The sequence below is a fragment of the Deinococcus misasensis DSM 22328 genome (assembly GCF_000745915.1).
Taxonomy (GTDB): domain Bacteria; phylum Deinococcota; class Deinococci; order Deinococcales; family Deinococcaceae; genus Deinococcus_C; species Deinococcus_C misasensis.
Genome location: NZ_JQKG01000049.1, coordinates 1 through 22,342, shown reverse-complemented (window position 1 = coordinate 22,342; position 22,342 = coordinate 1). Strand labels below are relative to the sequence as shown.

The 22,342-nt window shown below is 54.0% G+C and carries 21 protein-coding genes; 12 read left to right on the top strand and 9 right to left on the bottom strand.

What is annotated here, in order from left to right:
• The first annotated feature begins 183 nt into the window (after positions 1 to 183).
• Positions 184 to 1,317, top strand: a complete 1,134-nt coding sequence (locus Q371_RS19885) for a fibronectin type III domain-containing protein (protein WP_034343821.1) — start codon at positions 184 to 186, stop codon at positions 1,315 to 1,317.
• 69 nt (positions 1,318 to 1,386) lie between these two features.
• Positions 1,387 to 3,105 (top strand): HD domain-containing phosphohydrolase, encoded by a 1,719-nt coding sequence (locus tag Q371_RS26095; RefSeq protein ID WP_051964877.1) that lies wholly within the window; start codon positions 1,387 to 1,389, stop codon positions 3,103 to 3,105.
• 5 nt (positions 3,106 to 3,110) lie between these two features.
• Here Q371_RS26095 and msrA read toward each other — a convergent pair whose 3' ends face one another.
• Positions 3,111 to 3,650, bottom strand: coding sequence for a peptide-methionine (S)-S-oxide reductase MsrA (msrA, locus tag Q371_RS19875; RefSeq protein WP_034343820.1), 540 nt, complete (start codon positions 3,648 to 3,650; stop codon positions 3,111 to 3,113).
• A 97-nt stretch (positions 3,651 to 3,747) separates the two neighbouring features.
• On the opposite strand from msrA, the gene Q371_RS19870 reads away from it, so the two are divergent.
• From Q371_RS19870 to aroA, 3 genes are all read left to right on the top strand, one after another.
• The gene (locus tag Q371_RS19870) at positions 3,748 to 4,404 is read left to right on the top strand and encodes a uracil-DNA glycosylase (RefSeq protein ID WP_034343819.1); all 657 of its coding nucleotides are present in this window, start codon (positions 3,748 to 3,750) and stop codon (positions 4,402 to 4,404) included.
• Positions 4,405 to 4,492: 88 nt separating this feature from the next.
• The gene (locus Q371_RS26090) at positions 4,493 to 5,593 is read left to right on the top strand and encodes a type I restriction endonuclease (RefSeq protein WP_051964875.1); all 1,101 of its coding nucleotides are present in this window, start codon (positions 4,493 to 4,495) and stop codon (positions 5,591 to 5,593) included.
• A 119-nt stretch (positions 5,594 to 5,712) separates the two neighbouring features.
• Positions 5,713 to 7,017, top strand: coding sequence for a 3-phosphoshikimate 1-carboxyvinyltransferase (aroA, locus tag Q371_RS19860; RefSeq protein ID WP_245618390.1), 1,305 nt, complete (start codon positions 5,713 to 5,715; stop codon positions 7,015 to 7,017).
• 187 nt (positions 7,018 to 7,204) lie between these two features.
• Here the strand turns inward: aroA and Q371_RS19855 are convergent, their stop codons facing one another.
• Positions 7,205 to 8,656, bottom strand: a complete 1,452-nt coding sequence (locus Q371_RS19855; RefSeq protein WP_084571555.1) for a M48 family metallopeptidase — start codon at positions 8,654 to 8,656, stop codon at positions 7,205 to 7,207.
• Positions 8,657 to 8,794: 138 nt separating this feature from the next.
• On the bottom strand, positions 8,795 to 10,258 hold the full coding sequence (locus Q371_RS19850; protein ID WP_034343812.1) for a M48 family metallopeptidase: 1,464 nt from the start codon (positions 10,256 to 10,258) through the stop codon (positions 8,795 to 8,797).
• A gap of 371 nt (positions 10,259 to 10,629) precedes the next feature.
• Between Q371_RS19850 and Q371_RS19845 the strand changes: the two genes are divergently transcribed.
• The 3 genes from Q371_RS19845 to Q371_RS19835 all read left to right on the top strand — a co-directional run bounded on the left by Q371_RS19845 (position 10,630) and on the right by Q371_RS19835 (position 12,631).
• On the top strand, positions 10,630 to 11,487 hold the full coding sequence (locus Q371_RS19845; RefSeq protein WP_034343810.1) for an SPFH domain-containing protein: 858 nt from the start codon (positions 10,630 to 10,632) through the stop codon (positions 11,485 to 11,487).
• Positions 11,488 to 11,513: 26 nt separating this feature from the next.
• Positions 11,514 to 11,729 carry a type II toxin-antitoxin system antitoxin gene (locus Q371_RS26590; protein ID WP_245618389.1) on the top strand — a complete coding sequence of 72 codons (216 nt, stop codon included), beginning with the start codon at positions 11,514 to 11,516 and terminating at the stop codon, positions 11,727 to 11,729.
• Positions 11,730 to 12,136: 407 nt separating this feature from the next.
• Positions 12,137 to 12,631 (top strand): CarD family transcriptional regulator, encoded by a 495-nt coding sequence (locus Q371_RS19835; RefSeq protein ID WP_034343809.1) that lies wholly within the window; start codon positions 12,137 to 12,139, stop codon positions 12,629 to 12,631.
• Positions 12,632 to 12,682: 51 nt separating this feature from the next.
• Here Q371_RS19835 and Q371_RS19830 read toward each other — a convergent pair whose 3' ends face one another.
• Positions 12,683 to 13,087 (bottom strand): NUDIX hydrolase, encoded by a 405-nt coding sequence (locus Q371_RS19830; protein WP_051964874.1) that lies wholly within the window; start codon positions 13,085 to 13,087, stop codon positions 12,683 to 12,685.
• 103 nt (positions 13,088 to 13,190) lie between these two features.
• Between Q371_RS19830 and Q371_RS19825 the strand changes: the two genes are divergently transcribed.
• Both Q371_RS19825 and proB read left to right on the top strand, forming a co-directional pair.
• Positions 13,191 to 14,420 (top strand): glutamate-5-semialdehyde dehydrogenase, encoded by a 1,230-nt coding sequence (locus Q371_RS19825; RefSeq protein ID WP_034343807.1) that lies wholly within the window; start codon positions 13,191 to 13,193, stop codon positions 14,418 to 14,420.
• Complete coding sequence (gene proB, locus Q371_RS19820) at positions 14,417 to 15,478, top strand: glutamate 5-kinase (protein ID WP_034343804.1); 1,062 nt, start codon at positions 14,417 to 14,419, stop codon at positions 15,476 to 15,478. Before Q371_RS19825 ends, proB begins: the two co-directional genes overlap by 4 nt.
• Positions 15,479 to 15,794: 316 nt before the next feature.
• Here the strand turns inward: proB and Q371_RS19815 are convergent, their stop codons facing one another.
• From Q371_RS19815 to Q371_RS19805, 3 genes are all read right to left on the bottom strand, one after another.
• Positions 15,795 to 16,262, bottom strand: coding sequence for a DUF3291 domain-containing protein (locus Q371_RS19815; RefSeq protein ID WP_034343801.1), 468 nt, complete (start codon positions 16,260 to 16,262; stop codon positions 15,795 to 15,797).
• A gap of 362 nt (positions 16,263 to 16,624) precedes the next feature.
• Positions 16,625 to 17,149 (bottom strand): phosphoribosyltransferase family protein, encoded by a 525-nt coding sequence (locus Q371_RS19810; protein ID WP_034343799.1) that lies wholly within the window; start codon positions 17,147 to 17,149, stop codon positions 16,625 to 16,627.
• A 224-nt stretch (positions 17,150 to 17,373) separates the two neighbouring features.
• Positions 17,374 to 17,640 (bottom strand): GlsB/YeaQ/YmgE family stress response membrane protein, encoded by a 267-nt coding sequence (locus Q371_RS19805; protein WP_034343797.1) that lies wholly within the window; start codon positions 17,638 to 17,640, stop codon positions 17,374 to 17,376.
• A 338-nt stretch (positions 17,641 to 17,978) separates the two neighbouring features.
• On the opposite strand from Q371_RS19805, the gene Q371_RS19800 reads away from it, so the two are divergent.
• Both Q371_RS19800 and Q371_RS26085 read left to right on the top strand, forming a co-directional pair.
• Positions 17,979 to 18,653, top strand: coding sequence for a response regulator transcription factor (locus Q371_RS19800; protein ID WP_034343795.1), 675 nt, complete (start codon positions 17,979 to 17,981; stop codon positions 18,651 to 18,653).
• A gap of 345 nt (positions 18,654 to 18,998) precedes the next feature.
• On the top strand, positions 18,999 to 21,056 hold the full coding sequence (locus Q371_RS26085; protein ID WP_051964873.1) for a PAS domain-containing sensor histidine kinase: 2,058 nt from the start codon (positions 18,999 to 19,001) through the stop codon (positions 21,054 to 21,056).
• A 158-nt stretch (positions 21,057 to 21,214) separates the two neighbouring features.
• Here Q371_RS26085 and Q371_RS19790 read toward each other — a convergent pair whose 3' ends face one another.
• Both Q371_RS19790 and Q371_RS27600 read right to left on the bottom strand, forming a co-directional pair.
• Complete coding sequence (locus Q371_RS19790) at positions 21,215 to 21,811, bottom strand: hypothetical protein (RefSeq protein WP_034343793.1); 597 nt, start codon at positions 21,809 to 21,811, stop codon at positions 21,215 to 21,217.
• A 316-nt stretch (positions 21,812 to 22,127) separates the two neighbouring features.
• Positions 22,128 to 22,342 (bottom strand): hypothetical protein (locus tag Q371_RS27600; RefSeq protein WP_034343791.1); only part of this gene is annotated, 215 nt, incomplete at its 5' end.

Sequence of the window (22,342 nt, the reverse complement as noted above, 5' to 3'; positions counted from 1 at the left end):
AGGTGCTGAAGTTTCTCCAGACAACGCACCAAACCGCTGCGGCCATCATCACAACCCACCTGAAAAAAAGGACCATAATGAAAAGAACACTGTGCAAACAAAACCATGTTGAACACATGTTGAACATGGTTTTCGTCCAGATCTGAACACAACATCACGCTTTCACAACCTCAGGAGGGGAAAATGATGGACCGCAGATGGTTGTTGCTTGGCCTGTTGGCTCTGGCTGCATGCTCACCCCAGACACCACCACCCACAGGCACCAAGATCAAAGCCGGTGAAGGTGGAACGGTGCTGGCCGACAATCCACAGGATGGACAACTGGACATCGACAAAGGAAAACTGCTTGAAGATGCCATCATCTCTGTGGGCCTCACCACCACACCCAACCCTCCCACAGGGGTGACAGGAAACTTCAATGCTCTGGCCGTGCGGGTCTCTGGCATTCAGGGAAGGCCCATTCCCGATCCTCTGGAAACCGGGATTTCCTGTCCCAGTGGCCTCCGGCTGCGCATCAGCTTTCCTGCCAACACCCCCAGAGCGAATGAGTTGCGCATCTACAACACCGACAATGGCTGGAAACAGTTGGTGCCTTATCAGGTCAACCTGCAAGAAAACCATGTGGTGGGGTGCATGGCGTCCCTCAAAGCTGGCACCAGCGTGTACACCCTCGGGATTCCAGAGAGCAGTTTCAACATGTCAGGTGGCACGTCTGAAAACTTTGCTGCTCAGGGACAGGAAGTCTTCCCCAAATCCCTCACGGCTTTTCGCATGAAATATCAAGGTACCCTTCCACCAGACCCTTCCATGACTTACAAAGTCACCCTCACGGGTCCAGAGGGGTGGAACAACAATCAGCCTTATCAGCGTGCTCTGTCTCCAGACACCAGCGCATTCGAGGCTTTTTCCGTGGATGCTGCACCCGTTTCAGGCACCTACACTTACAGCTATTCCGATGGGGTCAAAACCTTCAGCGGAACTTTCAACATCAACGCACAGAGCACCCTTCCAAGGCCCTCTGGCCTGCAGGTGACCCGCAAACCCCAAACATCCAACACCTTCAGTGTCAGCTGGACGGCCCCTGAAGGCATTCCGCTGTTCCTACAAGAAACCACGGTTTTTCAACTGGGAGAGAATCCAGCCCTGCTTGCCTCCGACGTTGGGGGGTCTCCTGCAGAATTGACCCTCCCCAATTTTGATCCGCAAAAGACCTATGCATTTTGCGTGTTGGCTTACGGCCAGAATCCGCAAACCACAGATTTTGGGGTTCAGGTGAACGAATCCCGCAGTTGCACCACCAGCATCACTCTGGAATGAAGTCTGCAGATCCAGACCCTCTGTGTTCACACAGGGGGTTTTTGTGACATGTGAATGTCAGAATGAGGCATGGAGACGAGCCTGCTGGAACTGGTGGAATCTCGGGGCCAGATTGCACCTGCAGATTGGGTGCAGTCCGCCCTGGAGGCCAGCCGTCAATCCATCTCGCGGGGCATCACCGAAGGATCTGTGGAGTTTGCACGCCTGACCGCTGACCATGCCCGGGAGCACCACCTTTCTGAACAACTGGTGGTGGCCCTCAACAACCTTGGGCACCTTTTGCTGTTGCACGATCAGCCTTACGATGCACTGAATGCCCTGTCAGAAGCGTCCATTTTGCTGGAACACTCCAACCTGCTCTCTGAGAAAACCCGCAATTTCAATTTTCTGGGTGCCGTCTATCAGGTGCTTGGCAGCCTTGAAAATGCCCATAGACATTACGAAAAAGCCCTCGAAATGGCACGGTCCAATCAAGACCAGATCATGCAGGCACGCATCCTGAACAACATGTCCCTGCTGTTGCAACAACAGAAAAAATTCAAGGATGCCCTGTTCACCATCCAGCAGTCCGAGCAGATCTGGCGTGAGCAGAACAACCCTGCCATGCTTTGCCAGACACTGGTGAATAAAATTGGACTGGAACTGGAATGCCTGCCTCCAGAAGATCCTGCTCTGGCAGCCCACATGCAGGAGGTCTGGCAATGGCTGGACCTGCAAGACGACATCTACCAGAGGATCGCCATGTTGCAGCACGAAGCGGTGTTGCGCATCCGCACCCATGCCCCGGATCAAGCCATTGCTGCAGGGATGCAAGCTCTGGAACTGTCTCAAGCCCACCAGATCACAGACCTTGAAGCCCACACCCACATGGTTCTGGGCGAGGTGTTGCACACCACAGGGCTTGCTCTGGAAGCCCTTGAACATTTGCAAAAAGCCATCGTGATGTTCAGGGAACTGGACTACCAGGAAAGCCTGCTGCATCCCCTCAAGAAAGTGGTGGATGTCTTGAAAACCCTCCGGCGGTTTGAAGAAGCCCTGCAACACCACGAAGAACTGTATCAACTGGATCAGGAGATCCGCACGGCTGCCGCCACCCAGCAACTGGAAATTCTGGCCTTCCAGAGAAAACTGGAGCAAAGCCAGCACGAAGCGGAACTGGAACGCATCCGCAGTGAAGAACTGGAGCAACTGGTTCAGGAGCGCACTGCAGAACTGGAATCCGCCTACCTTGAAATGCTGGAAAGGCTGGCCATTGCTGCAGAATTCCGGGACAGCGACACCGGTGAACACACCGTCCGGGTCGGTGAACGGGCCGCCGAAGTGGCCAGACACCTCGGGATGCCAGAGGAACGGGTGCAGGTGCTGAGGTTGGCCGCAAGGCTGCACGATGTGGGGAAAATCGCCATCTCGGACACCATTTTGCACAAACCGGGCAAACTCACTGATGAAGAATACACCACCATCAAAGCCCACACCCTTGCAGGTGCCCGCATGCTTTCTCAGGCCCAGTCTGAACTGATCCGCATGGCCGAAACCATTGCCCTGACCCACCACGAGAAGTGGGATGGCACGGGGTATCCCAACGGCCTCAAAGGGGAAGAAATCCCTCTGGAAGGACGCATTGTGGCAGCAGTGGACGTGCTGGATGCTTTGATGAGCGAGCGCCCTTACAAAGAGGCATGGACGCTGGAAGCCGCTCTGCATGAAATCGAAATGCAGTCAGGAAAGCACTTTGATCCCAGGGTGGTGCAGGTGCTCTTGATGCTCCACCGCTCAGGCACAACCTGATGCTTTCAGCGGGCCAGTTTTTCAAGGTGCATTTTGCGGAATTTGGCCACCTTGGGAGCAATCACGGCCCGACAATACCCCTGACCGGGATTGTTCAGGTAGTAATTGCGGTGGTATTCCTCCGCAGGATAAAACACCTCCAGAGCTTTCACTTCGGTCACGATGGGCTGGTCATGGATGCCCAACTGGTTGAAGTGTTCGATGACTTCCTCTGCGACCTGCCTCTGGTCATCGTTGTGGTACAGCACAACAGAACGGTACTGGGTGCCCACATCTGCCCCCTGACGGTTCAAGGTGGTGGGGTCGTGGATGGTGAAAAACACCTCCAGAAGTTCACGGTATGTGATCACCAGAGGATCGTAGGTGACGTTCACCACTTCGGCATGGCCCGTGGTTCCGGCACACACCTGTTTGTAGGTGGGGGATTCGGTGTCTCCTCCAGCGTAGCCCGATTCCACATTCAGGACCCCCTTCAGCTGTTGAAAGACGGCTTCCAGACACCAGAAACAACCGCCTCCGAGTGTGGCATGGTGCGTGACGTGCATCAACCTTCCCCTCCCTTCAGGTTCATCAGTTGATTCTACGCCCTTTGTGCCCCAAGATTGTGGGATTTTGCTCAGGGACAGCCCTTATCATGTCCCCATGGACTACCCCGAGGACTTCTACACCTGCGCCCTCTGCCCGAGGCTCAAAGCGTGGCGGGAACAGGTGGCCCAGGAGAAACGCAAAGCCTACCGACACGAAACCTACTGGGGAAAACCTGTTCCCGGTTTTGGAGACCCAGAGGCCCGGATTGTGATGGTTGGACTGGCTCCCGGTGCACATGGGGCAAACCGGACCGGACGCATGTTCACTGGAGATGCCAGCGGAAATTTCCTGTACCCAGCCCTGTTCCGTGCTGGCCTGAGCAACCAACCCACAGCCATTTCCAGAGACGACGGTTTGCAGTTGATCGACCTGTTCATTGCAGCCTCGGGCAGGTGTGCCCCTCCAGACAACAAACCCACCCCTGAGGAACTCCGAAATTGCCAGAAATGGCTCAAGTTTGACCTGCAAAGGCTGCAAAATCGCAAGGTGACTCTGGCGATTGGGGCCATTGGGCATGAATATTTCTTGCGAGCGATGGGCTGGAAACCGTCGCAGTACACCTTCAAGCATGGAGCGGAACATGTGTTGCCAGATGGGACGGTCCTTCTGGATTCTTACCATGTCAGCCAGCAGAACACGGCCACAGGAAGATTGACCGCAGAGATGTTTGATGGGGTGCTGGAACGTGTAAAAGTGCTGACATCCATGTGAAGACGACATCTTCTAAGTGAAAACCCCATTTGAAAATTCAGTTTTCAGAAGGCTTGAAAGCCCTAGACTTCTTGAATAAGGAGTCGTCATGGAAATTGCTGCCCGACTAGAAACCTTCAAACAGCAGGTCCCTCAACGGATTGCCCACATTCAAGGTGAAGAGGCCACCAAACAGGCTTTGATTTTGCCGTTTCTGAATTTGCTGGGTTATGACGTTTACAATCCCACGGAAGTCAGGCCCGAGTATGCAGCAGATTTCGCCCTCAAGAAAAGAGGGCAGTTTGAGAAGGTGGATTACGCCATCCTGATCGAAGGTGAAGTGTCGATTTTGATTGAGGCCAAAGCCCACAATCAAAAAACCGAAATTTACAGCGGTCAACTGGCCCGTTACTTCAATTCCACACCGACAGCAAGGGTTGCCATTGTCACCAATGGCATCGAATACCGTTTTTTCACCGACTTGAAAGAGAAAAACATCATGGACAGCGAAGCTTTCATGGTGTTCAATGTGCTGGACCACGACAGCAGCGATCTGGAGCTTCTGCAGCGTTTCACAAGGGCACAATATCAGGCCGCTTCGATCAGCAGTCTGGCAGACGAAGTGATGTGCCTGCAAAACATCACCACCTACATCTACAACGAACTGCAAAACCCTTCCGAGGCTTTTGTGCGGTTTGTGGTGGAAGAACTCAACCTCAAACAGCGCATCACCACCCGGGTCGTGGAAAGGTACACCCCCATCCTGAGAACAGCCATTCAAAATGCACTGACAGAATTGCAATCTGGTGCAAATCCGGTCTCCTCTGCCCCTCCTGCACCTGCAATTTCCAGACCTGCGCCTTCCCGAAAGCCAAGAGCAGAATCCTCTGGTGCACCTGCCCTTTCTCTGAACGAGGAAGAATCTGCCGTACTGGAAAGCCTGCAAGAAATCCTCGGGGTTCAAACCGTCTGCCAGAGGGATCAGGAAGATGTGGTGTTGTGCAAAACCTCTGGCGAAGGCTGGATTTTGCGTTTCAACACACGCCATGCCAAACCCCATCTGGTTTTCAATCTGGCTCCAGAGGTGGCCCGTGAAAAAGCTGGGCATGTGTTCTTTTTCGGGCATCCTCTGGGAAGCAAAGCCCTGTTTTCTTCTCTGGCAGACCTGTATGGCATGCAGGAGGTCATTCTTCAAAGCTTGCATGCTTGATGACCACGCTTAAACATCACCCTGCCCCAGAGGCGCTTTTCGGGTAAAGTCCTTGTTAACCCAGGCGCCCCACCGGGCATCCTTTCCGCCTTTTCGCTGTTTCTTTGAGAGGTGATGTTGTGTACGAAAAATTTGATGTTGTGGTTCACCCTGTGCCAGAGTTGCGGGGTGAATTGACCGCTCAGCCCAGCAAGAATTACACCACCCGTTACCTGATTGCTGCGGCCCTGTCGGGTTCTGAAACGCTGGTGCGGGGTGTGGCGACCAGTGAGGACAGCCATGCTTTGCAAGAGTGCCTGAAAAGCTGGGGGGCCACCCTGACCCCTGAGGGGCAAGACATGCGGGTGCAGGGTTTCGGACAGAACCCTCTGGATGGGCAGACCCTCAATCCGCACAATGCAGGTGCGGTGGCCCGGTTCCTGATGGCTCTGGCTGGACTGACCTCTTACACGAAGTTCATCACCGATTACCCCGAGAGCCTTGGGAAACGCCCGCACGGCGACCTGTTAAAAGCTCTGGAAACCCTCGGGGCCAGAACCACTTCGCAGGAAGGCCGTCTGCCCATTGAAATCTGGGGCAACCTGCAAGGGGGCAAGGTGGAGGTCAACGCCACCCTGTCCAGTCAGTACACCTCGGGTTTGATGTTTCTGGCTCCCCTGCTGCCTGATGGTCTGGAAATCACCTTGCTGGGAGACATCAAGAGCCCCGGTCCTTTGAAGCAAACCATCGAGACCCTGAGGGTTTTCGGAGTGACAGTGGAGCATGCAGAGGACCTGAGAACCATCACCATCCCCGGAGGCCAGAGGTACCATGCTCCCGAAGTCACCGTACCCGGCGATTACCCGGGAAGCAGTGCCCTGCTCAGTGCCGCAGCAGTGATGCCCGGCGAAGTGGTGATACACAACTTGCACGAGCATGACCTGCAAGGAGAACGCCTGAGCATCGAGGTGCTGCAAAGCATGGGGGCAGACATCGTGCGCTCTGGGAGCACCGTGACCGTTCGCGGAGGCAAACCCCTCAAAGCCGTGCTCAAAGATGGTGACCTGTTCACCGATGCCGTGCAGGCCCTGAGTGCTGCTGCGGCCAGCGCGGAAGGCCAGACCACCTGGGAGAACGTCTACACCTTGCGCCTCAAAGAGTGTGACCGCATTTCAGACACCAGAGCGGAACTGCTGAAACTCGGGATTGATGCTTCTGAAACCGAAGACAGCTTAAGTGTGACTGGAAAAGAAACCCTTGAGGGGGGCATCACCGTGGATGGTCACGGCGACCACCGCATGATCATGATGCTGTCCATTCTGGGCATGCGGGCACAGAAACCCATCACCATCACTGGAGCGCACCACATCCGCAAGAGTTACCCCGGCTTTTTCGAGCACATGATGCAACTCGGGGCAAAGTTTGATTTTCTGGAATTGACCTGAGCCTTTGCTGCATTGATCCATATAGAGCATTTGACAGAGAAATAAGAGGTTCATACTTGAGGCCGTGTTGTTTGAAATAGAAGGATTTAAAAGAATCCTTCTATTTCACTGATAAACGCAGTAGATCCGTGAAACAGAACAAGACCCCTCTGGAAAAGCCAGAGGGGTTTCTCTTGTGCAGAACAGCTCAGAAGCGGATCAAAACGGCATCCAGCATCTCTGCTTTGCGGAGGTTCTCCAACCAGATGCCCCGGTTTTCTCCGGTCTGCAAATCAATCAGGTCGTCCAGAGGACGCAACTCTTTGTCACCTTTCCTGAAAACCACAGGTTCACCGGGTCGGGCTTCGATGGTCCATCCTGCATCATGCAAACCCACTGCGATCAGGAAACGCAGCACCATCCAAGGGTAATGGTCGTCCTGAGGATATTGAGGATGCCGCATGCGCTCGAAGAGCCAGTACCTTTTGCCATCGTCCAGCAGTTGCAGGGTGATCTGCTCCAGGGTCTGTCCGGTCACCACCGGACGGTAATTGTTGCTGAAGTCACGCCAGAATGGCACCCACACCCGTTCACCAACGGTTTCCCAGGTGATGTCCTGCAATTTGTTGAAAGCGTCGGGGCCACCCAGAAACTTCAGCAACTGGAGTTCCTGTTCCTGAGGGTTTTCCAAGAGGTGAAGGGCACTTTCTGAACGGTCTTCGGTGGTTGCCTTGGTGAGGGAACGCAGGGCAGCGATGCGTTTTTGCATGCTCGGGTGGGTTTGCAAGGCGTCTTCGCTGGTGTTGCTCTCTTCGTAGTGGCGCAACCAGAGCTCCTGAATTTTGGGCACGGTCAGGTAAGCCTCGTACCCACCCAAAATGGGGGGTTTGTACCCCGAGTTGAGCACGGGCACCACTTCACTGCGCCAGTAATGGTCGAAACTGCCTCCAAGGTGACCGACTTTTTGCAGGGCGGACTCCATCACTCTGGGATGGGTGAACTGGGCTGCAAACCGGTCTGCCTGATATTCCTGCGCTCTGGAAATGCCGTGGGTGAGTTTCAGGTACATGTTGCCGTAAGCCGTGAAGATTTTTCCAATGAAAGTGTCGGACATGCTGTTGACCGTGCGAAACAGGGCCGAGCGGGTCTGGTGAATGAACGCTCCCAAACGGGTGTCACCACCGTGATAGTGGCCGTATTCGTGGGCCAACACCGCTTTGAATTCCTGCTCAGTGAGCATGTGCATCAGGGGAAGACCGATGGCCATACGGCGCTTTTTGAAAAGGCCAAAAAAACCCAGGCTTTCTTGCACCCACGCGTTGTTTTCAAAAATCAGGTACACCTCGTCTGGCATGGGTTGACCTGTGCGCTCTGCCAGCCCCTTGAGCATCTGGTGCAAACGGGGGTGGTTTTGCAAATTGAGGCGCAAACCGGGGGCCTCGAAGCGTTCAAACCTCGGGAAAACATTCCAGAGGATGATCCCTCCAAAAACCACACACACCAGATAGACCTTGATCAGGCCCACTGCAAAACTGTGGGTGGCGAGGGTCAAAAAGATGGGCAATCCGAGCAGGCCCAATCCGATGCCCAGAGCCAGCACATAAAAACCAATCATCAAAGCAAGTGCAATCAACGCCCGATACATCAATGTCCGATTCATGCATCCATGATAATCAATTTGTGGATTTCAGGCATCCGTCAGATGATTTAAAGGGTTAACATTATTCCATTTACAGTTCACAGCAGACCCTCAAAAACACGAGGCACCTGAAAGTGCACCCACTCAAAGACCATGCTTTCAATCTGCATTTGAAAAAGAACGGCCTTGTTGTCCCTCAAGAAGTGGGCTGTCTGTTTTGATCCCCATCCCCTGCAAATGTTCCAGCCATGCCCCTGAAGTGAGCTTGCCTTCTTTGATGTTGAGGAGGTCCTCAAAAGGCTGCACTTGATGGCCTTTCCTCTGGCACACCACTTGTTCTCCAGGCAAGGTGTAAACCTGCCAACCTTGCCCATGCAAGGCCAGAACCACCTGCAAACGCAAATGGTGCCATGAGAGGTCTTCATTGACCTGGGAAGCGGGTTTCAGTCGGGCCAGAAGCTGGTGGCGGCTCTGGTAAGATCCGAGTTTTTCAGCAAGGTCCAACCAGCAAAGGGCCTGAAACGCAGAGCGGTACAGGACAAGTTGTGCCTGCCAGAGCGGAATCCACACTTTTTCGCCCACCTCGGTCCAGTGCAGCGTCTGAAAATGGTCTGCATCTGACCCCGCAAAGTGACGGAGCACCACCCTTTCCAGTTCTGAGGACCCTTCCAGCAAACCCAGAGCACTGTGTCCCTCGTCTGACAGCTCTTTGCGAACCATCCGCATCAGGGCGTCTTCGCGGGTTTCCAGCGAGGGGTGGGTGTCAAAGGCATCTTCTTGCTCGGGGTCTCGCAGGTTTCTGGCGTCTTCGCTCTGGAGGTAATGCAGGTAACCCTCCAGAATGGGGGGATGGTGGCCGGTGTTCAGGACAGGCAAAACTTCGGTTTCCCAGTAGGCTTCAAAGGTGGACCCGAGGGTGCTCACCTTGCGCAGAGCACTGCACATGGTCTCTGGACTGGTCAATGTGGCCCCGAGGCGGTCTGCGGTCATCTCCTGCTGTCTGGAGATGGTCTGGGTCATCTGCAAAAAGAGCGTGCCGTACCACAAGAACGGTCCATTGAACACCGAGCCTTCCAGCGTCTTCACTGTGCGAATCATGGCCTGACGGGTGCCGTACAGAAAACCACCCAGTCGGGTGTCTCCGGCCTGATAATGGCCGTATTCGTGGCCCAGCACGGCTTTGAATTCCTGTTCTGACAGCACCTGCATCAGGGGAAGCCCCAGACCCATGCGGCGTTTTCCCCTGAAGACCACAAAAGTGCTTTCCTGCACCCATGCGTTGTTTTCCAGCATCAGGTAGATTTCGTCCGGAAGGGGTTGACCGGTTTCCTGTGCAATGTCTTGCAGGAGGGACCGCAACCTCGGGTGTTCTGAGAGGTGAATCCGTGGACCCGGAGGCCGAAAATGCCGGTATCTGGGCACGATGGCCCACAGCAACAGCAAACCTGCCACTTCGGCGGTCCACTCGGGGGTGTTCAGGGGTTGGTGTTGCACCCAACTGGCGTAAAGGGGAACCCCCATGAGGCCCAGAGCCAGCATCCACATCAGCACGTAAAGCACCCCCATCAGGGTGAGGACCTGAAGCAACCGTTGCCTGTGCGGATTGTGGTACAGGTTTTTCATGGGCTGAATCCATGATAGCCAGAAGGCTCTGGCCATTTGTCTCTGCTGGATTGTGAAGAGGGTCGAGATCATATGACTCACCTTGGTGGGACAAACAAGAAAGCCCTCAGCAATCAGCTTTCAGCGGTCAGCAAGAAGAAAAACCTTCTCTGCGTTAAGACAGAAAACGGAAAAACTCCATCGCTTTGCCTCTTTGAAAATCTTTGTTTTCGATTCAAGGCACAAAGGTGTGCTTTTGGCTGATGGCTGAACACGGACCGCTTTTCCAGATGACTTTTCAAAGGCCAGAGGTTGTCCCGACTTAAATTGTGAGCCAATGATTAACTTTTACTTAGTATAAAGTGATATCATTTAGATACGAGGAGGATATGATGGAAAGCAAAGAAATTCGATTGACCAGTTTACCGGGAGCCCTGATGTTCTTCGTCAATCTGGGGGTGTTTGGGGCAGGCGTTTACAGCCTCACGCAAGACTCTGGAGCCACTGCCCTGCTGGGCATCGTGCTGATGGTGGTGGCCTTCTTCATGCTGTTTGGCAACTATGTGGTGCAGCCCAATCAGGCGGTGGTGGCCACCCTGTTCGGACGTTATGTGGGCACCAACCGGGTGAACGGATGGTACTGGACCAACCCTTTCACCTCCAGAAAAAGCATCTCCCTCAGGATCCGCAACTTCAACAGCGAGCGCCTGAAAGTCAACGACCTGCACGGCAACCCCATCGAAATTGCCGCTGTGATCGTCTGGAAAGTGGTGGATTCCGCCAAAGCCAGCTTCGATGTGGAAAGCTATGTGAACTTCGTGGCCATCCAGAGCGAAACCGCCCTGCGCCATCTGGCCTCACGCTACCCCTACGATGACCACGACGCTGCTGGCCTCTCCCTGCGAGGCAACGCCGATGAAGTGGTGCAAACCCTCAGCAATGAGCTGCAAGCCCGCCTGACCGCTGCTGGTGTGGAAATTCTGGAAGCCCGCCTGTCTCACCTCGCTTACTCTCCCGAGATTGCTCAGGCCATGCTGCAACGCCAGCAAGCCAGTGCGATTCTGGCTGCCCGTCAGATCATTGTGGAAGGAGCTGTGGGCATGGTGGAAATGGCCCTCCACAAACTCTCTGACCAGAACATCGTGGAGCTGGATGAAGAGCGCAAAGCCCAGATGGTCTCCAACCTGCTGGTGGTGCTCACCTCTGAACGCAGCACCCAGCCTGTCATCAACGCAGGAAGCCTGTACTGAGGCTCTGGACGTCTTGAGCAGAGGAGGTGATCCCCACGAGCAACCGTAAGAGTTTCCCCTTACGGATTCAGCAAGAACTTTTCGAAGTGCTGGAACGCTGGGCCAACGATGAATTCCGCAGTGTCAACGGACAGATTGAGTACCTCTTGATGGACGCTGCACGCAAAGCAGGACGGTTAAAACCTAAGACTTCTAAAGAAAGCAAAGAATCTTCAAGCAGCGAACCCGAGCCACCCCCATAGGGTGGTTCTTCTTCTGTGGGGTCCAGAGGCCCGTGTACAAGCTTCAGATGTTTGATTGTACCGAGCAAATTTTTCTAATTTTTGTTTTAATGATTGTTGTTTGTGAAAATTTTTTCATATTAGTTTCAGAACGTTAAATGTTCCCTCCCAGACAGTCTCGATTCGCATCAGAACACCATTTTTTGTAGATTACACAATAATTACAGGGTTGCCTTGCTGACATGTTTCTGTTAGAATTCCTTTATGGGTCATTTGTATACAATTGCTTTCAACGAAAATGTGCAAGTGACCACCGAGAATCCCAAATCAGCCTAGCGAACAACAGCCCATGGATCACTTCTGGGCTGTTTTTTTGTTGGATCAATGCCCCCCACCTCAAAACCGGGGCATCAGGAAAGGGTGTTAGTGTGAAAAAGTACCTTTACAACACAGGTGACCGTGTCGTACTTCCCCCTTATGGAGTTGGAGTGGTCAGCGGCATCTCCACCAAGTGCGTTGCCAATACCACCTGCTCCTACTACCAGGTGGAGTTTCCCAACGGAACCTCCAAAGCTTACGTGCCTGTAGAATCCGCCGCCAACCTGCGCCCCGCCCTCAATGAGCAAGACGTGCCCGAAATCCTCAACCGACTGACCGAAGGCCGTTACGCCCTGCCCCGCCAGTGGTCTGCACGTCACCGCAAAGTCACCGACATTCTGGCCACAGGCAACCCCTTCGAAATTGCCACCCTCGCTGCAGAACTGCGCCGCTGGAACATCGAACGGGGCCTCCCCGATCTGGACCGTCAGGCCTACCGCAAAGCCCTGAAGCTGATCTCTCAGGAGATCTCTGAACTCAGCACCGATGGCGTGGAAACCATCCGTGACATGATTCAGGAAGAACTGCAAAACGACGCCAACTGAACAGCACCCTCTTCAAACTTTCGCCCCCACACAAACCCGTGGGGGTTCTTTTTATTGTGAGCGCAGGCTTTCCAGCAACATCACCTTCAGCGGTTCAGGCCAGACCGGAAGCTCTGGAAGGTGATCCAGAGGCACCCACATCGGCGTGTACGTGCCGTTTCCTGCTCCAGCAAACTCTGGTCCTGTTCCGGTTCCGAACACCCCTCCGGTGATCTGGCACCAGAAGAACCCCTCGTGGCTCTGTCCGTGCACTTCGGTGAACAGCCTTTCCACACGCACTTCAAGCCCGAGTTCTTCTTTCACTTCACGGACCACCGCCTGCTCGGGGGTTTCTCCAGCATCAATGCCTCCGCCCGGAAACACGTAATACTTGAGGAGCGCTCCATCAAACATTTTTTCCCTGTGCATCAAAGCAATGTGATCGTCTCTCAAAAGAATGGCTCTGGCCCTTTGCATGTGGCTTACGGTAACACAATAAAGCCCTCAGCCCTCGGCGGGGCGAAGCCCCTATATAGCCCTCTCCCCTCCCCCTCCTGACCGTCACTTTTATACTGTTCCCATGCTTCAGGAGCTTTTCCTCAACGCCCGAACCGCCAGCCGCACCCTTGCAAGGTCCAACCGTGACCATGCTCTGGCCTGCCTCAAAAAGCACCTTCAAGCCCACATTCCCGAGATTTTGCAGCAAAATGCCCTGGATGTGGAGCAGGAACGCCAGAAAGGGACCAGTGCTGCTCTGGTGGACCGCCTGACCCTCACCGAAAAACGCATGGAAGGGATTCTGGAGTCCATCGACCAGGTGATTGCCCTCCCCGATCCGGTGGGCCGGGTTCTGGAAGGCTGGAGGCACCCTCAGGGGATGCACATTGAAAAAGTCACGGTGCCTTTTGGCGTGATTGGCATGATTTATGAATCCCGTCCAAATGTGACTGTGGACGCTGCCATCCTGTGCCTGAAAGCTGGAAGCGCTGTGATTTTGAGGGGCAGCAGCAACGCCCTGAATTCCAACCGGGCGCTGGTCAAAGCCATGCGTGAAGGCCTGAAGGAAGCGGGCCTCAATGAAAACGCCATTTCCCTGATCGATTCCACCGACCGTTCCAGCGTGACCGAACTGCTGACCGCTAGAGGCCATGTGGATCTGGTGATTCCAAGGGGAGGTGCGGGATTGATCAACCATGTGGTGCAAAACGCCAAAGTGCCCGTGATTGAAACGGGAGTGGGCAACTGCCACCTGTATGTGCACAGAGATGCCGACCTGGACAGCGCTTTAAACATCCTGATGAACGGCAAAACCCAGAGGCCGGGCGTGTGCAACGCTCTGGAAACCCTTTTGGTGGACAAAGAGATTGCTGCTGCTTTCTTGCCCAGAGCCGTCAAAGCCCTTCGTGACGCGGGGGTAGAGGTGCGTGGAGATGAGGACACCCAGATGTACGCTCCGGGTGTGCTGCCTGCTTCAGAGGAGGACTGGAGCACCGAGTTTCTGGACCTGATCATCGCAGCCAAAGTGGTGGGTGGCGTGCAGGAGGCCATCGATCACATCAACCGTTACGGTTCGCAGCACAGCGAAGCCATCGTCACGGAAAGCCTGAAAGCCGCCGACCAGTTTCAAAACGAGGTGGACGCCGCAGCCGTTTATGTGAATGTCTCCACCCGTTTCACCGATGGCTTTGAATTTGGCTTCGGGGCCGAGATCGGGATTTCCACCCAGAAAATGCATGCCAGAGGTCCCATGGGCCTGCGTGAAATGGTGACGGTGCAGTTCCGCATCCGGGGTGAGGGCCAGATCCGATGAAACGCCGCATCGTCCTGAAAATCGGTTCCAGCAGCCTGACCGATGAAACCGGACGCATTCAGCCCGAGAAACTGCAAGCCATTGCAGAGGCATTTCAAACGCTGGATGCTGAGGTGGCTCTGGTCTCCTCTGGAGCGGTGGCGGCTGGATGTGGCCTCCTGAATGTGCCAAGGCCCCGCACCCTTCCCGAGAAGCAGGCTCTGGCAGCAGTGGGTCAAGCGGCCTTGATGCAGGAGTGGGCCAAAGTTTTTGCACCCAGAGCGGTGGCCCAGATCCTGCTGAGTGCTGGAGACATTCAGGACCGCAAGCGTTTCATCAATGCCAAACATGCTTTAGAGGCCGCTTTCAAACTGGGTGTGGTGCCCATCATCAACGAGAACGACACCGTGGCGACACAGGAGCTTCGCCTCGGGGACAACGACACCCTGAGTGCCTGGGTGGCCTACCTCTGCGAAGCCCATGAACTGATCCTTCTGACGGATGTGGACGGCCTTTACACCGCCAACCCACGCACCGATCCCACTGCACAAAGGCTGTCTCTGGTGGAGAATGTCGCAGAAGTGCTGCACCTTGCTGGAGGGGCCGGATCTTCCCGAGGCACCGGAGGCATGCACACCAAACTCAAAGCCGCCCAGATTGCTTCAGAGGCCGGAATTGACACCCTGATTGTGGGGGGCGGAGGGGCAGGCTTGAAAGCCTTCTTTGCTGGTGCAGACACTGGAACGCGCATCCGGGCACAGAAGCACACCGCCAGAAGGGGCTGGATTCTGCATCAACCCAGCAAAGGCACCCTGTTTGTGGATGCAGGCGCAGAGAAAGCCCTGAAAAGTGGCAAAAGCCTGCTTCCAAAGGGCATCACCGGACTGGCCGGAGAATTCCAGTACGGCGAGATTGTGCGTCTGGAAGGTGAAAGTGGTCCCATCGGGCAGGGCATTGTGAATTATGCTGCCCATGAGGTGCAACGCATTTTTCGCAGGCACACCGAAGAAATCGAAGAAATCCTCGGGTACAAGGACTTCGATGAGGTGGTGCACCGCAACCATCTGGCCCTTTTTTGACGGGTTGCCTGATCATGAGAGGCTGTGCCGTGGAGTGAACACTTGGGAAAGTTTACGGTTCACAGCGCCCAGTGCGAAGTGCCTCAGAGCCGACTAAGCCGCCTTGGAGGCACGTTTTAAAGCATTTGAAAGAGAAATAAGAGGTTGATGCTTGAGGTCGTGTTGTTTGAAATAGAAGGATTCTTTTGAATCCTTCTATTTCACTGTTAAACGCAGTAAGAGGGAAGAACCCGGCTGCACGGGGAGCACGTTGTCAGGGCAAGACAGCGATAAAATCCCGTGCAGCACTTGGCAAATCCGCTTCAGATGATGGATTTCAGCCCTCCAGCACTGGAGGGTTTTTTATGGCCTCTGCTGGAAAATGCTGCCTGAACGTGAAAGCATGAGGGGTGGGGCCATGCGTTCTCAGGTGTTCAAGGCGTGCTCTGGCTTCCAGAGGGGATGGAAAATCGCCATCTTCGATCCACCAGAGCACCATGTAGGCTTCAGACATGTGCTCGAACCACTGTTTGCGCTGCTTCATGACTTCGGTGTGGTCTGTGCGATACACATAGTTCTTCAGCGCGTCCAGACTCTCCCAGACACTCATGTTCACGATGATCATGTCGTCTTCAAAAGGACGGAGGCTGGTGGCATCGTTGCCCTCACCCGTCAGACGCCACACAAAACCTGTAGACCCTTCAGCAAGGGCATTGATTTCATCCAATCTGGACACGAAACCAGACAACTGGGGACTGTCCAGAGGGGCCAGCAAACGGGCAATGTTGAGTTGGGCAAGTTGCATGATTCACAGTAGCAAACTTGCCTCTCAAGGCAAACGCATGTGTAGGAGTGAGGCGTGCCTCGCCCAAAGCAGAAGGCAGAAGGCAGAAGGCACACTGACATGTCTGGGTTTGTAGGGGCGAGGCGTGCCTCGCCCGAGACAGAAGGCAAAGACATGGTGACGTGCATGAGGTGCCAAAATTTTCATATCTCATCCATGTCATTTCCCATGTGCTGGAGCAGTATTTCTCGCTGTCTTGCCCTTAAAACGTGCTTCTTGGCTCTAACTACGTGCTCCCCGGGCGGCCGGGTTCGCACTGAGCCGCTTGCGGGGCGGCCCGCGTCGCACTGGGCGCTGTGCACTGTCAACTGTGAACTTCTTTTTTACGAAGGCAACTCCACAGCAGCTTTCACCTGAATGGCTGGCTTGCCCTGCTTGAAAGCCGCCACAAAGGCCACCACTTCTCCTCCAGCTTTCTCTGTGAGTTTGGCGAGCGCTTGCTGGGTGCTTCCACTCACCACCACATCCCCCACAATCACCACTTTTTTGCCTTTGAGTTTTTCGCCATGTCGGGCATCCAGCCAGAGGGTTTCGTTCACCCCGAGGGTCATGCTTTCCACGGCCTGAATCAGGGGATCTTGCATGTAGGTGCGACGGCGTTTGCGAGCCGTCACATAAGGCTTTCTGGTGCGCTCAGCCAGGGCATGTGCCAGGGGAACCCCACTGACGGTGGTGGTCAGGAGCACATCGAATTTTTTGGGGAGCAGTTTCACCATTTCATCTGCAACAGCATTGGTCAATTCCCAGTCTCCCACCAGTTCCACGATGGGAAGGGTGGAGTTGGCATTCACACGGACATAGGGAAGTTCTCGGGTGACATTCCCGATGGTCAGGACGTAATTGGGCATGGCTCTACTATACCGTGTGTTTAGACAACTTCAAGAGCAGTTCAATTGGATCCAATCTGGCAGCGTTTCCAGCCAGAGGCTTCAATCCCAACTGTCCAACAAAAGCGGGGAGCCCTGAGGGCTCCCCTGAAGCAGGTGACGAATTGTAAGTTTGAGTGTGTTCCATGAACCTTCAGTGGTTCAGATGCGGTCAGGTGAACGCTGAGAAAGGATGTTCTTGGGGTTTACTTGAAAACACGCAGGGCGCGCAGCAGCCAGATGAGGATGATGGCTCCCAGAATGCCCCAGAAAATCCCGACCAGAGAAAAACCGCCAGCAGAAGCAGCGCCACCAATGTTCAACACATCGGCGAACAGCCAGCGTCCAAGAGCAGCACCAATGATACCCACCAGAATGTTGGCGATGGCACCTTGTTGCGCATCGGTTCTCATGATAAGGCTTGCCAGCCAACCAATCAGGGCACCCACCAAAATAGCAATGATCCAATCCATAGTGATAACCTCCTCTAAGTAACTGCTCAAGATCACGATTGTAAGATTTGTTGCGCTTTTATCAAGTAAAAGCCCTTACACATAACCCTGCTTCGCTTCTGAGTTGATCTAAATCGATATCGATCTCTGTAGATCTCTCGCAGTTCTGATTGTAGATTAGCAAGCAACTCTGAAAAAGAATCCTCATTTTACTAAAGATCCCCTAAATCCTCTCACAAATGCCTTTGGGAATGCACACATCTCGCTCATTGTCATTAATCTGCCGTCAACTGAGGCCAAACTGAAAGCAGATGAGACAAATTGACCCCTGATGCTTTAAGCTCAAGAAAGGAGACAGCATGCAACGAATACTGACCATTGACGATGACCCGAGCTTGAGAAGTTTCCTCCGTCGGGGTCTCACTTACGAAGGTTTTCAGGTTCAGGTGGCCGCCTCTGGCGATGAAGGTCTGAAACTCATCCGCCAGCAAGCCCCCAATCTGGTGATTCTGGATGTGATGATGCCCGGCATGGACGGTTTTCAAGTTTTGCGTGAACTCAGGGCTTCCCACCCCAAACTTCCTGTGATCATGCTGACCGCCAAAGACGAAGAAGGCTCACAGGTGCAGGGCCTCAATGAAGGTGCAGACGACTATGTGGTGAAACCCATCAGTCTGGATGTGCTGCTGGCTCGCATTCGCGCAGTGCTGCGCCGACAGGGCCTGCAAGTCTCGCAGGTGCTGAAGTTTCAGGACCTCACCATGGACCTGCAATCCTTCAGCGTCAAACGGGCAGACCGCACCGTTCCCCTGACCAACCTGGAGTTCAAACTGCTGCAGGAGTTCATGGAACAACCCGAGCGAGTGATGAGCAAAAGCTACCTGCTCTCCCGCGTGTGGGGCAACCACAGCACCGCAGACCTGAACCTGGTCGAGGTGTACATCAAACAGTTGCGCCAGAAACTGGAAGCCAGCGGTGAACAGCGCCTGATCCACACCATCCGCCATGTCGGATATGTGATGCGTACGGTTTGAGTTTGCCAGCTTACATTTGAGAGAGGCCTTGAGGGGCCTTTCTTTTTTGCAGAAGGCCAAACGCAGAGAGCATTGTATTCTACGCAGCAAAAATCTCGAAAAAATTCATGTGAGGGCACGGCGGACAAGGAGATCAACATGTTGGTCTCCTGTTTTGCATGAGACAGAGTGCGGTGTCCTTGATTGCTGATACCAAAGCTTTTTAAGCCCTCGGCCCTTGGCTCTCGGCCTTCTCCCCCTCTCTGGGAGAAGGCACCGAAATCCGCTAAGCTGAAGGCATGCGTCGTGTTTCGTCATGCTGGGGTCTGACTGTTCACCCGGACCTGCAAAAGGTAAGCTAAACCCATGGACACCGAAGGGCAACTCTGGATGTTCAGGGAACAGGACATCTTGCAGTACAGTTCAAGCTGGCTGCGTTGGTGGGCTGACAACCCGAGCATCGGAGCCCACACCGACCCCATGTCATGGCACACCTTGCTGGCTGCCGGTCAACTGGCACGCGAGCAGGACCGCCCCATTGGTTTTCCGATGCTGCTGCAACTTCCCGGAGGCAGCAGGTGGGTGCAGTGTCGTGCCAAACGCATCAACGACACCGACTGGGAAGTCCTGAGCAAGCTCACTCCAGCAGGCATCATGGACACCGTGTACAGCGTGCTGTATCACGCTCCGGTGGGTCTCGGGGTGCTGGACAAAACCCTGACCCCTCTGGAAAGCAATCCCCGTCTGGAACAGGTGATGGTGGTCCTCAAACAGGATGCCGGGGCACAGTACACCTTTCGCACCTCCTGCGAGCGCACCTTGAACACCCGGCAGGAGCAACAGGCGATTTTGCACCTTTCAGACCTGACCCTGACCGTCAAAACCTTTCCGGTTCCCCTCCCAGAGTTGCATGTGGGGGTCAGTGTGCACGATGTCACCGACCAGTTGCGCACGGCTTCTGCTTTGCAGGAATCCCGCCAGAGTTTCCGCAGGTTGCTGGAAAACATCACCGATGCGGTGTTTGCCGTGGACCGCGATTTCAAATTTGTGTATTTGAATCCCACTGCAGAACGTTTGCTGGGCCGTTCCAACTCTGACTTGATGGGCAAGCACCTCTGGAGCGAGCTGCCTGAACTTGCAGCACAACCGGCCTTGAAGCCTCACCAGAACAGTCTGGAACATTTTGACAAAGTGGCTTTCGAAATGTTTTTCGAGACCCAGAACGTCTGGATGGAGGTGCGCGCCCACCCTTCCAGAGAAGGCCTGACCGTGTTTTTTCAGGATGTCACCGAGCGCCACATGGCCGATGCCCGCATCCGACAAAGCGAGGAGCGTTTCAGGAGCCTTGCCGAATCCAACCTGACCGGGGTGGTGTTCAGCCGTCCGAACGGAAAACTCATTTACATCAACGATGCGTTCTGCCAGATCACCGGACATTCCAGAGAAGAGTTATTCTTCATGAACTGGAACGACCTGACCCCTCTGGACTGGGAAGGGGTGGAACTGGAGGCAAGGGAACACCTCAGCCTGTATGGCAGCATGCAGCCTTACCAGAGGGAGTTTTTGCACAAAGATGGGCACCGGGTTCCGGTGATGGTCAGCCCCACCCGTTTCATGGTGCAGGGCGAGGAACATGACGCAGCCTTCATTCTGGACCTCACCGACATCAAGCGTACCGAGCAGGCCCTCAGGGAAAGCGAAGCCCGCCTCAGGAGCATGATCGAGGTGCAAAAGCGTTTTGTTTCGGACGCCAGCCACGAGTTGCGTGCTCCCTTGACCGCCATTCAGGGAAACATCGAACTGCTCAAAAAATACCCCCGCATGCCCGCCGAAGACAAACAGGAAGCCCTCGATGAAGCCCAGAGGGAAGCCCAGCGTCTGGGAAGGCTGGTTGCTGACCTGCTGGCCCTTGCCCGCAGCGATGCTGGAGCGCAACTCCGACTGGGCATGGTGCGCCTGAAGCCTCTGGTGATGCAGTCGTGGAGCGAAGCCCACCACCTGATCAAAGGACAGCACCTGATCCTGCAAGAGGTCGAAGACTTCGAAATGGAAGGCAACGCAGACCGCCTGAAGCAACTGCTGATCATCCTGCTGGACAACGCCATCAAGTACACCCCCGATGACGGCAAAGTCACCCTGAGCCTCACCTGTGAGAACGGGCATGCCCTTCTGAAAGTGCAGGACACCGGAATTGGCATCAGCAAAGAGGACCTCCCGAGGGTGTTTGACCGCTTCTACCGTGCCGATCCTTCACGCACCCGCGATCAGGAAGATCCGGGCGGTTCTGGACTCGGGCTTTCCATCGCCCAGTGGATTGTGGAGCAGCACAAAGGCCAGATCCGTCTGGACAGCGAACTCGGCAAAGGAACCCGCGTGACTGTGCAATTGCCCCTTTCAATGCATCAGGAAGCCGTGCGGGCCTGACCTCCATTTCGACAAAGTCTTGCTGAAGGCGGAACGTTTACAGCAAACAATTCACAGCCAGAGCAACTCATTCAAAATCTGATCGAGTGATCATCGGGCTTTGTCAAACTGTTCCCAGCATGAGCATGCAGAAATGCACTCCAAAAGCAGTCACACCTTTATTCACCCTCATACTTAAATGTTCTTTCTCCAGCAGAATCATGAAGTTTGTTCAATCTGTCTATTTCTTGAAGGAAGAACTCGTCCAAGGTTTCCCACATACGACGCGGAGATGTGTCTTCCAAGCTTTGAGATTCATAAATTTTATCCGTTTTGTTATCTATATAAAGATATGTCTCGTTGTTCCATTGGAATTTATGACCACCAAACACATAATAATCTCCATTCATTTTATTCTGCGAAGAAAAAAACGCAAATCTAGCATTCATATATTCCCAATCGGGTGGATAAACAGCTCCACCTTCTTTTCTTTCAAAATGAAATCCAAATATTTTAATCATTCCTCGAAAAATTTCCATTCCCGAGGCGCGACCATAGAAATCAAGCATCGCCGGAGAAACGAAAGGGTGCTTTGATTCAATAACGGCCAACTCTTCCGCCAAAAGAGAAGGAAAGATCCTGTGAATGATGCTTCCATTCATGGTATCCACTTGTTGGAGTTTACCAATGACCTTGATGCCGTTTGGCAAAATCAGATTGAGATGGTGTGACCATGGCGAGATGAGAAGGTCTTCAATTTCTTCCCAGTGTTTCATTTTTCTCCTGTGGTTGGCTGGGGATCCCTGAACCAGCAAGTGCTTTCAACTCTTGCTTTCGGGCTGGCCTGTCAGCCACTTTTGATATGCGGATTTGCGTGATTGTACAGCTGAATCAACAAATCCTCAAATTCTCGTCGTCAAATTCTTGAGGACTTTATTCCGGAGGATCGAAAAATCATCTGGAAACTGAACCTTCCAGCTTATGCCGTTTAGGGGTGGCTGGGAGGAAAAACCTGTGGTAGGTTTGGAGGTTGACTTCCAGCTTCAGGCATGAAAAAAGGGACAGGTGTCTAAGCCATGTCCCGACCTCACTTTACTGCCCCTCAGGGACGCTGTAAAGCAGCTGCAAACCCAGCTTCAGCCCCTCATCCCCAAGAAATACTGTTTCCCACACGAAAAAGTCAGTGATGACCTGCTTTGTGCCCTGGAGGTGTTCCGCCTGCTGAAAAAGCACCCCTACCGCAAAAGCTGGTTTGACTTCGTCAGGCTCAATTTTTTCACGGCTCTGCCCAGTTACACACAGATCTA